12 protein-coding genes and 1 pseudogene are annotated in these 9,333 nt (G+C 54.3%); 11 read left to right on the forward strand and 2 right to left on the reverse strand.

Going from position 1 to position 9,333, the window contains the following annotated elements; genetic code table 11:
- The 11 genes and pseudogenes from WC317_07930 to WC317_07980 all read left to right on the forward strand — a co-directional run.
- Positions 1 to 517: retropepsin-like aspartic protease (locus tag WC317_07930; protein ID MFA5340055.1), on the forward strand; the 517-nt coding region annotated here is incomplete at its 5' end.
- A 36-nt stretch (positions 518 to 553) separates the two neighbouring features.
- Entirely contained in the window at positions 554 to 826 is a 273-nt protein-coding gene (locus tag WC317_07935; GenBank protein ID MFA5340056.1) for an AtpZ/AtpI family protein, read from the forward strand.
- Positions 819 to 1,568, forward strand: coding sequence for a F0F1 ATP synthase subunit A (gene atpB / locus WC317_07940; protein MFA5340057.1), 750 nt, complete (start codon positions 819 to 821; stop codon positions 1,566 to 1,568). The genes WC317_07935 and atpB overlap by 8 nt, the downstream gene beginning before the upstream one ends.
- 94 nt (positions 1,569 to 1,662) lie before the next feature.
- Positions 1,663 to 1,893 carry an ATP synthase F0 subunit C gene (locus tag WC317_07945; GenBank protein ID MFA5340058.1) on the forward strand — a complete coding sequence of 77 codons (231 nt, stop codon included), beginning with the start codon at positions 1,663 to 1,665 and terminating at the stop codon, positions 1,891 to 1,893.
- Positions 1,894 to 1,904: 11 nt separating this feature from the next.
- On the forward strand, positions 1,905 to 2,402 hold the full coding sequence (gene atpF, locus WC317_07950) for a F0F1 ATP synthase subunit B (protein MFA5340059.1): 498 nt from the start codon (positions 1,905 to 1,907) through the stop codon (positions 2,400 to 2,402).
- Positions 2,380 to 3,003, forward strand: a complete 624-nt coding sequence (atpH, locus tag WC317_07955) for an ATP synthase F1 subunit delta (GenBank protein MFA5340060.1) — start codon at positions 2,380 to 2,382, stop codon at positions 3,001 to 3,003. Before atpF ends, atpH begins: the two co-directional genes overlap by 23 nt.
- Before the next feature lies 1 nt (position 3,004).
- A pseudogene (gene atpA / locus WC317_07960) lies at positions 3,005 to 4,539 on the forward strand (F0F1 ATP synthase subunit alpha).
- Positions 4,523 to 5,428, forward strand: coding sequence for an ATP synthase F1 subunit gamma (gene atpG / locus WC317_07965; protein MFA5340061.1), 906 nt, complete (start codon positions 4,523 to 4,525; stop codon positions 5,426 to 5,428). Before atpA ends, atpG begins: the two are co-directional and overlap by 17 nt.
- A gap of 4 nt (positions 5,429 to 5,432) precedes the next feature.
- On the forward strand, positions 5,433 to 6,842 hold the full coding sequence (gene atpD / locus WC317_07970) for a F0F1 ATP synthase subunit beta (GenBank protein MFA5340062.1): 1,410 nt from the start codon (positions 5,433 to 5,435) through the stop codon (positions 6,840 to 6,842).
- A 7-nt stretch (positions 6,843 to 6,849) separates the two neighbouring features.
- Entirely contained in the window at positions 6,850 to 7,119 is a 270-nt protein-coding gene (gene atpC / locus WC317_07975; GenBank protein ID MFA5340063.1) for an ATP synthase F1 subunit epsilon, read from the forward strand.
- Positions 7,116 to 8,348: a cation:proton antiporter gene (locus WC317_07980; protein MFA5340064.1), complete on the forward strand. Its 1,233-nt coding sequence runs from the start codon at positions 7,116 to 7,118 to the stop codon at positions 8,346 to 8,348. The genes atpC and WC317_07980 overlap by 4 nt, the downstream gene beginning before the upstream one ends.
- Before the next feature lies 1 nt (position 8,349).
- Here the strand turns inward: WC317_07980 and pyrE are convergent, their stop codons facing one another.
- Together pyrE and pyrF are read right to left on the reverse strand one after the other, a co-directional pair.
- Complete coding sequence (gene pyrE / locus WC317_07985; GenBank protein ID MFA5340065.1) at positions 8,350 to 8,919, reverse strand: orotate phosphoribosyltransferase; 570 nt, start codon at positions 8,917 to 8,919, stop codon at positions 8,350 to 8,352.
- A partial coding sequence (gene pyrF, locus WC317_07990; GenBank protein ID MFA5340066.1) for an orotidine-5'-phosphate decarboxylase occupies positions 8,916 to 9,333 on the reverse strand: 418 nt, incomplete at its 5' end. The genes pyrF and pyrE, both read right to left, overlap by 4 nt.

Consider the following 9,333-nt stretch of genomic DNA (forward strand, 5'->3'; position numbering starts at 1 on the left):
AGGGGATTTCGGCATATACCTGGATAAGACGGCCGAAGACCTCAAGAAGCGCGGGATCACAGACGACGAATCCCTATACCTCGAGACCGTAAGGATATCTCTCGCGGACCTGCAAAAAGGCCTGAATAGGGACGCGGTCACCGTCTCAAAAAGCAACCAGGGCATGACGGTAAAGGCCGTGCTTAACGGCGAGGTCACCTGCCTGCTGGCCGTCGATACAGGCGCTGCGGTAATGGTAATAACGAGATCGATCGCCGACAGGCTCGAGATAAATCCCAACGATTCGCTGGAAGACGTGCAATTCACGCTGGCCGACGGCAGTATCATCAAAAGCAAGGTCGTCAAGATAAAGAGCGTCCGGGTCGGGAATTCCACGGTCCATGACGTCGCGGCGGCCGTAACTGACAAACCGCCGGGAGCGGGAGTGGACGGGCTCCTGGGCATGTCTTTCCTGAACAACTTTAATATCAAGATGGATGTAGCGAACGGGAAGCTGATACTGGAAACGATAAAATAGCCTCGGTTGAAAATATGCTTGCCGGTGTGTTATAATATGCAGATCGAAGACAGGAAAAAGGCGGATTTCTACAAATGGACCAAGATCTGGGGGCTTCTCTCCTTTGTGCCCGTCGTCCTGGCCGCAGGACCGCTTGCGGGATACTTTCTGGGCGATTACCTGGAGAAGAAGATCGGGTACGCGCCTTACCTGTCCCTTATCGGCATGGCGCTCGGTTTCTTCACGAGCATAAGGGAGATAATAAAGATATTAAAGCTGGTCCAGAAGACGGACCCGAAACCAAATAAGCCGGAAAATCGTCATGACTGAAACGCACGCCGCACAACCCGAACTGCAGAATTTCGTGGGGCTTCTCGCCGAGAGGCTCGAGGGGACTCCTTTCGCGCATTTCCTTCTTATCTGGGAGAACGTTATATTCTCACTGATAATAGTCGCGGTCATTTCCCTTCTCGCCTATTTCGCCTCGAGGAAGAGTTCTATGGTCCCGGGCAGGCTGCAGCTGTTCATGGAGATGATCGTGGGCGGACTCGACGATTTCGTCTGCGGGATACTCGGCCCGGACGGGAAAAGGTTCACCCCTTTTATCGGGACGCTCTTCATATATATCCTTTTCATGAACCTCTTAGGGCTTATCCCGTTCTTCAAGTCGTCTACAGCGAACCTTTCGACGACCGTAGCGCTCGCGCTCTGCGTCTTCCTCTACGTCCAATATACCGCGATCAAGGAGAACGGCCTGCTCGGGTATATAGACCACCTGATGGGTAACCCGCGCGGGATAATAGCCTTTACCGTATTTATCCCTGTCCTCCTCTTTTTCATACACATAATCTCCGAACTTGTAAAACCGGTAAGTCTGGCCTTACGTCTCCGCAGCAACATCTGGGCCGAGGATATGCTGTTGGCCGTGTCGGCGCAATTCGGTATCGGCGGAGTGCCGTTATTTCTCTTCAACATGATTTTGGTCATATTGAGCGGGATCATGCAGGCGGTAGTCTTCAGCCTGCTGACCACCGTATATTTCGCGTTAGTAATGCCGCACCACGAAGAATAGGAATAATCCCGCCTAAGGCGGGATTAAATTCGGCCTTATGGTTTACATCGTGTATCGATGTAAACCATGGCCTCATTTAAAAAGGAGGTAGGTAATGGACTACAAGGCAATGCTTTCGATCTCCGTCCCGATAGGGCTGGCGATCGCGGCGTTCGGTTCCGCCATCGCTCTCGGAAAGGCCGTAGCTGCGGCAATGGAGGCGACGGCGAGGCAGCCCGAGGCGTCGATGAAGATACTCATCAACATGATCGCCGGTTGCGCGCTTATCGAAGCCCTGACGATCTACGCTTTGGTGCTCTCTTTCTCTCTTCTCGGAAAGATCTAGCAGATCAAGAGATGGACCTACTAAAGCTGCTTACAACTAATGAGATAGTCGCGCAGGTAATAAGCTTCCTTCTGCTCATGGCCCTTCTGCGCGTATTCGCGTGGAAGAAACTCCTCAAGCTGCTCGACGACAGGCGCGCGCGGATCGCCTCGGAGTTCAAGAAGATCGAGGATGCGCAGGCCGCGGTCGAGCGCATGAGGTCCGACTACGGCAAGAAGCTCGCGGATATCGAGGCCGAGTCCCGCGCCAGGATACAGGAAGCCATAAACGACGGGAAGCAGTTCTCCCTGGAGATAAGGGAGAACGCGCGGCAGGAAGCGCGCGCCATCCTGGACAAGGCGCAGGAAAATATTGAGAACGAGATCGCCAAGGCCAAGCATGAACTGAAGAAAAATGTCGTCGAGTTGACGCTCGGCACTACCGAAAAGCTCCTAAAAGAGAAGATCACCGGCGAAAAGGACAAAAAACTCGCCTCTGATTTCCTTGATGAGCTCGAGAAGGTCAAATGACCCGTTCGGAGACCCTCAGGGTCATCCTGAGTCGACTGAAAGGATGCGAAGGATGAGCGACAGGGCCGTCGCGAGAAGATATGCCGATGGGTTCCTCGCCTTCGCCAAGGATACGATAGGGACGAAAAAAGGCCTTGAGGAGATAATCTCATTCGGGGAGATCCTGAACAAGAACCCGGAACTTTCGAAATTCCTTGAGAACCCTGAGATAACCTGCGCGGAGAAATCCGGATTCGTGGATGCTGCCTTCAAGCCCCTCCTCTCTATTGAGACGAGGGAATTCATAAAATTGATAATCGAGAAACGCCGCAGCGAGGAAGCGGTCGATATCGCCGACGAGGCGAAGATACTCTATCGCCGCGAGATGGGGATAGAGAAGGCCGTAATAAAAAGCGCGAAGCCGCTGCCGCAGGATATCGTCCGGATGATCAAAGACAGGCTCGAGGGCAAATTCGAGAAAAAACTTGAATTTGAAATAGTGATAGACCCCGGCCTCCTCGGCGGGGTGCAGGCGACCGTAGGCAACATCGTTATAGACGGATCGGTGAAGAGGAAACTTTACGAATTAAAGGAATATCTAATGGAGAGCAAGGTAGAATAATATGGCGATTAGACCCGAAGAAGTCGCTTCAGTGATCAGGAAAGAACTGGAAAAATTCAAGTCGAAGATGAAAATGGAGTCCGTCGGCACGGTGCTCCAGGTCGGTGACGGGATCGCCCGTGTTTACGGCCTTGATGACGTAATGGCCGGCGAGCTCGTCGAGCTGCCCGGAGGGATCATGGGCATGGTCCTCAACCTTGAGGAAGAGAGCGTTGGCGTCGTCATCTTCGGTTCCGATGAGACCATAAAAGACGGCGATACCGTCAAGAGGACGGGAAAGATCGTGCAGGTGCCCGTCGGCAAGGCGCTTGTCGGGCGCGTAGTCGACGCGCTGGGAAATCCCATAGACGATAAGGGGCCTGTCGTGACTGACAAATTCAGGCCTGTCGAAGGGCATTCCCCGAACGTCATCCAGCGCCAGCCGGTAAAGGAACCGCTCCAGACCGGGATAAAAGCCATCGATTCGATGATACCCATAGGCCGCGGGCAGCGTGAACTTATAATCGGCGACAGGCAAATAGGAAAGACCGCTATCGCCGTCGATACGATAATAAACCAGAAAGGCAAGGATATATACTGCATATACGTCGCCGTAGGGCAAAAGCTTTCCACCATCGTTTCGGTCGCCGAGACATTGGCTAAATACGGCGCGATGGACTATACGGTGATCGTAAGCGCGCCGGCAGAGGCCCCTGCCCCGCTGCAATACCTGGCCCCGTACGCGGGATGCGCGATCGGCGAGGAGTTCATGTATAACGGTAAGCACGCGCTTGTGATATATGACGACCTTTCAAAACACGCGCAGGCTTACAGGCAGCTCTCGCTCCTGTTGAGGCGTCCGCCGGGCCGCGAGGCGTATCCGGGGGACATCTTCTATCTCCACTCCAGGCTGCTCGAGCGCGCCGCGAAACTCTCGGACGACCTCGGCGGAGGTTCGCTTACGGCCCTGCCTTTCATAGAGACGCAGGCCGGCGACATAACAAGCTATATCCCTACGAATGTCATCTCCATCACCGACGGGCAAATATACCTTGAGGCCGACCTCTTCTACGCAGGGGTAAGGCCGGCCATAACGTCGGGCTCTCGGTATCGCGCGTCGGAGGCAAGGCGCAGACGAAGGCGATGAAGGGCGTAGCCGGAAGGCTGAGGATAGACCTGGCGCAATACCGCGAACTTGTGGCTTTCGCCCAGTTCGGTTCGGAACTCGACAAGGTGACCCAGGCCCAGCTTACGCGCGGGGAAAGGATGACCGAGATACTGAAGCAGGGCCAGTACGAGCCCCTCCCCTTATCAAAGCAGGTCATGATAATCTACGCCGGGACAAAGGGCTACCTCGACGATATGCCGCTCGACTGGATCAAGAAGTTCGAGTCGGATTTCTATAAGTTCATGGGTGAAAAATACCCGGATGTCGAGCATGAGATAGAGACCAAGAAAGAACTTAGTGACGCGCTGACAAAAAAACTCGACAAGGCCATACTGGAATTCAAGAACCAGTTTTCCGAGCCGCTGGTAAAAAATGATACTATCACTTAGGCAGATAAAAAGAAGGATAAAAAGCGTCGAGAGCACGAAGAAGATAACGCGCGCGATGCAGATGGTCTCTACGGCTAAATTCAAGCGAAGCGAGGATATGCTCTATATCGGAAGGCCCTATTACCTGAAACTCGATTCGATACTCCAGAAGCTCATCGCAAGCCTTAGGCCCGAGGAACTGGGGACGCATCCCCTCCTCGAGGATAGGGCCAAGAAGAAAAATCTCGCGGTCTGCGTGATCACCTCGGACAGCGGGCTATGCAGCGTATATAATAACAACATCATCCGCGTCACGGAAGATTTCATAGCGCAGCACGGCAAGGAAAAGGTAAAACTTGTCGCCATCGGGCGCAAGGGTTTCGCGTATTTCGCCAAGCGCGGCATAAATATCGTAAAGAGTTACATCGGGCTCCATGGCCGCTATTCGCCCGAAATCGCCGACGAGATAGCGGACGCCCTCACCGGGATGTTCCTGAGCGGGGAGGCCGATGAAGTGTATATTACGCACACGCATTTCGGGGCGGCGATGAGGTACCACACGAGGGTAAGGAAATTCCTCAACATCGTCCCTACTCCTCCGGGCGCCGGGACGGCGGAACCGAGGGAGCGCGCCGCAAGGGAAGGCGAGATAGAGTTTATCGCCGAACCGAGCATGGAAAAAATATTAAAAGACCTTATACCAAGATATCTTTCAGTCAAGACAAGGCTGATACTGCTCGACGCGTTCACTTCCGAGCATTCGGCAAGGATGATGGCCATGCAGACGGCGACTGATAACGCGGTCGAGTTGATCGACAGCCTTACCATGCTGAGGAACAAGGCGCGGCAGGCCTCTATAACAGGTGAAGTGCTCCAGGTCGCGACAACGGCCGAAGCTTTGAAAGGATAAATAAATGGCATACGGCGAAGTCATACAGGTCATAGGTCCTAGCGTCGACATAAGGTTCCCCGAACATCAGATGCCGAGGATATTAAACGCGGTAAAGATCGAGGATAAGGATAGGAATATAGACCTTACCCTCGAGGTCGCTCAGCATATCGGCAATGACACGGTCCGCTGTATCGCCCTCGCCTCGACCGACGGGTTGGTCCGCGGAATGAAGGCGCTCGATACCGGCAATACGATAACCGTCCCGGTCGGCGAGCAGACCCTGGGGAGGATATTCAATCTCCTCGGCACGCCCATAGACAATAAAGGCGCGCTCCCGGACCCGGAGAAGAGATATTCCATACACAGGGATCCCCCCTCTTTTGAGGAGCAGCTTACCGTATCGTCGATGCTCGAGACCGGACTTAAGGTGATCGACTTGCTCGCGCCTTATCCGAAAGGCGGCAAGATCGGCCTGTTCGGCGGCGCCGGCGTCGGCAAGACCGTTATAGTCATGGAACTTATCAGAAGTATCGCGACCGAGCACGGCGGCGTATCTGTCTTCGGAGGCGTCGGCGAGCGCACGAGGGAAGGAAACGACCTCTGGCTCGAGCTAAATGAATCCGGAGTCGTCAAAAAGACCGCGCTCGTCTTCGGGCAGATGAACGAGCCGCCCGGGGCGAGATTGCGCGTCGGCCTTTCGGCCCTGACGATGGCAGAGTATTTTCGAGACGAGGAGGGCATGAACGTCCTCCTGTTCATCGATAACATATTCAGGTTCGTACAGGCCGGCTCAGAGGTCTCTACTCTCCTCGGCCGCATGCCCTCTGCCGTAGGCTACCAGCCGACCCTCGGCACGGAGATGGCCGAACTCCAGGAGAGGATCACTTCGACCAAGCGCGGCTCGATCACTTCCGTGCAGGCCATATATGTCCCGGCCGACGACCTGACCGACCCGGCCCCGGCAACGACATTCTCGCACCTCGACGCTACAACAGTCCTCTCGCGCAAGATATCCGACCTCGGCATATATCCCGCGGTTGACCCGCTCGACTCGACCTCGAGGATACTCGATCCGAGGATACTCGGCGAAGACCACTATAATACGGCAAGGAATATCCAGAAGGTCCTGCAGAGGTATAAAGACCTGCAGGACATCATAGCCATACTCGGCATCGACGAGCTTTCCGAAGAGGATAAGTTGACGGTCGCCCGCGCGAGGAAGATACAGAAATTCTTCTCCCAGCCGTTCTTCGTCGCCGAGGCGTTCACCGGCATCAAGGGCAAATATGTAAAGCTCGCGGATACGATAAAGGGGTTCAAGATGATACTCGAGGGCAAACTCGACGACGTTCCGGAACAGGCGTTCTTCATGGTAGGGCCTATCGAGGAAGCGATCGAGAAAGGCGAGCAATTAAAACGCGAAAGCGCATGAACGGCTAATGGCTGAAAAATTATTCAAAATAAGCATTACCACTCCTGAAAAGACGGTATTCGAAGGCGAGATATCCTCCCTTGTGGCGCCGGGAGAGGGAGGTTATTTCGGGGTGCTGGTAGACCATGCCCCGCTTATCGCGAACATCGTCCCCGGGAAGATAACGATTAAAGATGCGTCGGAGCAGCCTACGGTATTTAAGTGCAAAAGCACCGGCATTATCGAAGTGCTCAAGAACAATGTAAACCTTCTTGTTGATTCAGCGGAGCGGGCATGAGCCATATCCTGCAATTACTTATAGCCCTAAGCATAATAATAGCGGCCGCTAAGATGATGGGAAGCCTGAGCGCGGCCGTAAAGCAACCTCCTGTCTTCGGAGAGATCCTTGTCGGCCTGATACTGGGCCCGAGCGTCCTGAATATGATGGGCTGGGGAATATTCCAGCCCCACGGCGCCGAGATGGTGCCCGCTGTCGGCGAAATTATACACGACATAGCCGAAATAGGCGTCATCCTGCTCATGTTCATCGCAGGGCTCGAGACCGACATAAAAGGTATCCTCAGGGTGGGAAATAACGCCTTCTGGGCAGCAGCCGGCGGCGTGGTCCTGCCGCTGGGCATCGGCACCTGGTTCTCCAGCGCAATGGGTTTTTCGTTGAGCGAATCAATCTTTATCGGGACGATACTGACCGCAACATCGGTCTCGATTACCGCGCAGACATTGATGGAGATCGGGGCGCTGAAGTCGAAAGAGGGCTCGACCATCCTCGGCGCGGCCGTCATTGACGACGTCATGGGGATAATAGTACTTTCCCTTGTCGTCGCCTTCTCGATAAATCCTTCAACGGGCGCTTCTGCCGCCGCAAACACCTCATCCATTATTACGCTGGCCCTGCAGATCGTCCTGTTCTTCGTGATCGCTATATTGATAGGCGCGAAATTTTTCGATAAGATACTGGATCGTGCGGTAAAGTTGACGGACGCCCACGCGCTCTTCGCAATGACCCTGGTCTTATGTTTTCTTTACGCATGGGCTGCGGAATATTTCGGGAGGGTAGCCGCCATAACCGGCGCTTACATCTGCGGTGTCATGCTTACGAGGTCCAAATATTTCGAGAAGATCGGGCATTCCGCGAAAACATTCGCGTATCCTCTTTTTATCCCCGTCTTCCTAATAGACATAGGGCTGCGCGCCGACGCGCGAGAGCTCGGAGGAAGCGCGGTCTTCGCGATAGGGATAATACTGATAGCGATAGTCACCAAGGCCGTGGGCTGCATGGCCGGGGCCAGGGCGACGGGATTCAGCTCTAAGGAATCGTTCCGTGTCGGGATAGGCATGATATCCAGGGGCGAGGTAGGTTTGATAATCGCCAGCTATGGGCTCACGCATGCCATAATACAAAAAGATATCTTTTCGGCGATGGTCCTGATGGTCCTCATCACCACCCTCATCACGCCGGTGCTTCTGCATTTCGTATTCCCTAAAAAACATATCGTCGAAACTTAAACTACTTCCTGCTCCCGGGCTTGATGACGGGTTTTCCTGCCTTGCAGAGCGGGCAGTCTTCCGGCTGGAATGTCTCAACCTTCAATTGCGCGAGTGACTTGAAAGGTACGCTGAATTTCGCCTTGCCGCCTGACCTGTCAATTATCGCGCCGACACCTACCGCTTCCGCGCCGAGGCCCTTTACGAGGTCGACGACTTCCTGCGCCGAACCGCCGGTAGTGGTGACATCTTCTATTACCAATACTTTTTCGCCGGGCTTAAGCTTGAACCCGCGCCTCAATGCCATCTTCCCCTCTTCCCTCTCGGAAAATATCCCTCTTACGCCCAGGGCGCGGGCGACTTCATAGGCCGCGGTGATCCCGCCGACAGCCGGCCCGATCACGACGTCTATCTTTTCGTTTTTAAATTTCGCGGCGAGTTCCCCGCAAAGTTTGGCCGCTATTTTAGGGTCGGCCAGGACGAGCGCGCACTGGAGATAATACTCGCTATGCAGCCCGCTCGAGAGCTTGAAATGGCCTTTATGGAATGCGTTCTCTTCCTCGAATATTCTCATTACCGATTCCTGGTTCAACTCTCCATCTCCTTTATTATCTTCTTCGCCGCCGCGAGCGGGTCTTTTGTCTCGGTTATAGGCCGGCCGACTACGATATAATCGGCCCCGGCTCTAACAGCATCCGCCGGGGTCATTACCCTTTTTTGGTCGTCTTTTTCCGCGCCTGCCGGGCGTATCCCCGGGGTCACTATTATAAAATCCTTGCCGAGGTTCTTCCTGATGAGGCTTGTCTCGCCTGGTGAAGCCACCACCCCGTCAAGCCCCGAGTCTTTTCCCAATCTCGCAAGCGTGACGACCTCGTCTTCAATTTTCATATTTATACCGACCTCGCCTATTGAAGACTGGTCCATGCTTGTAAGCACCGTGACTCCCAGGAGTTTCGGCCTCTTCTCCGATTCCCGCGCCGCCTCTACGGCCCTCATCATCATCTCC

The sequence above is a fragment of the Candidatus Omnitrophota bacterium genome (genome assembly GCA_041653595.1).
In the GTDB taxonomy this organism is placed as follows: domain Bacteria; phylum Omnitrophota; class Gorgyraeia; order Pluralincolimonadales; family Pluralincolimonadaceae; genus Pluralincolimonas.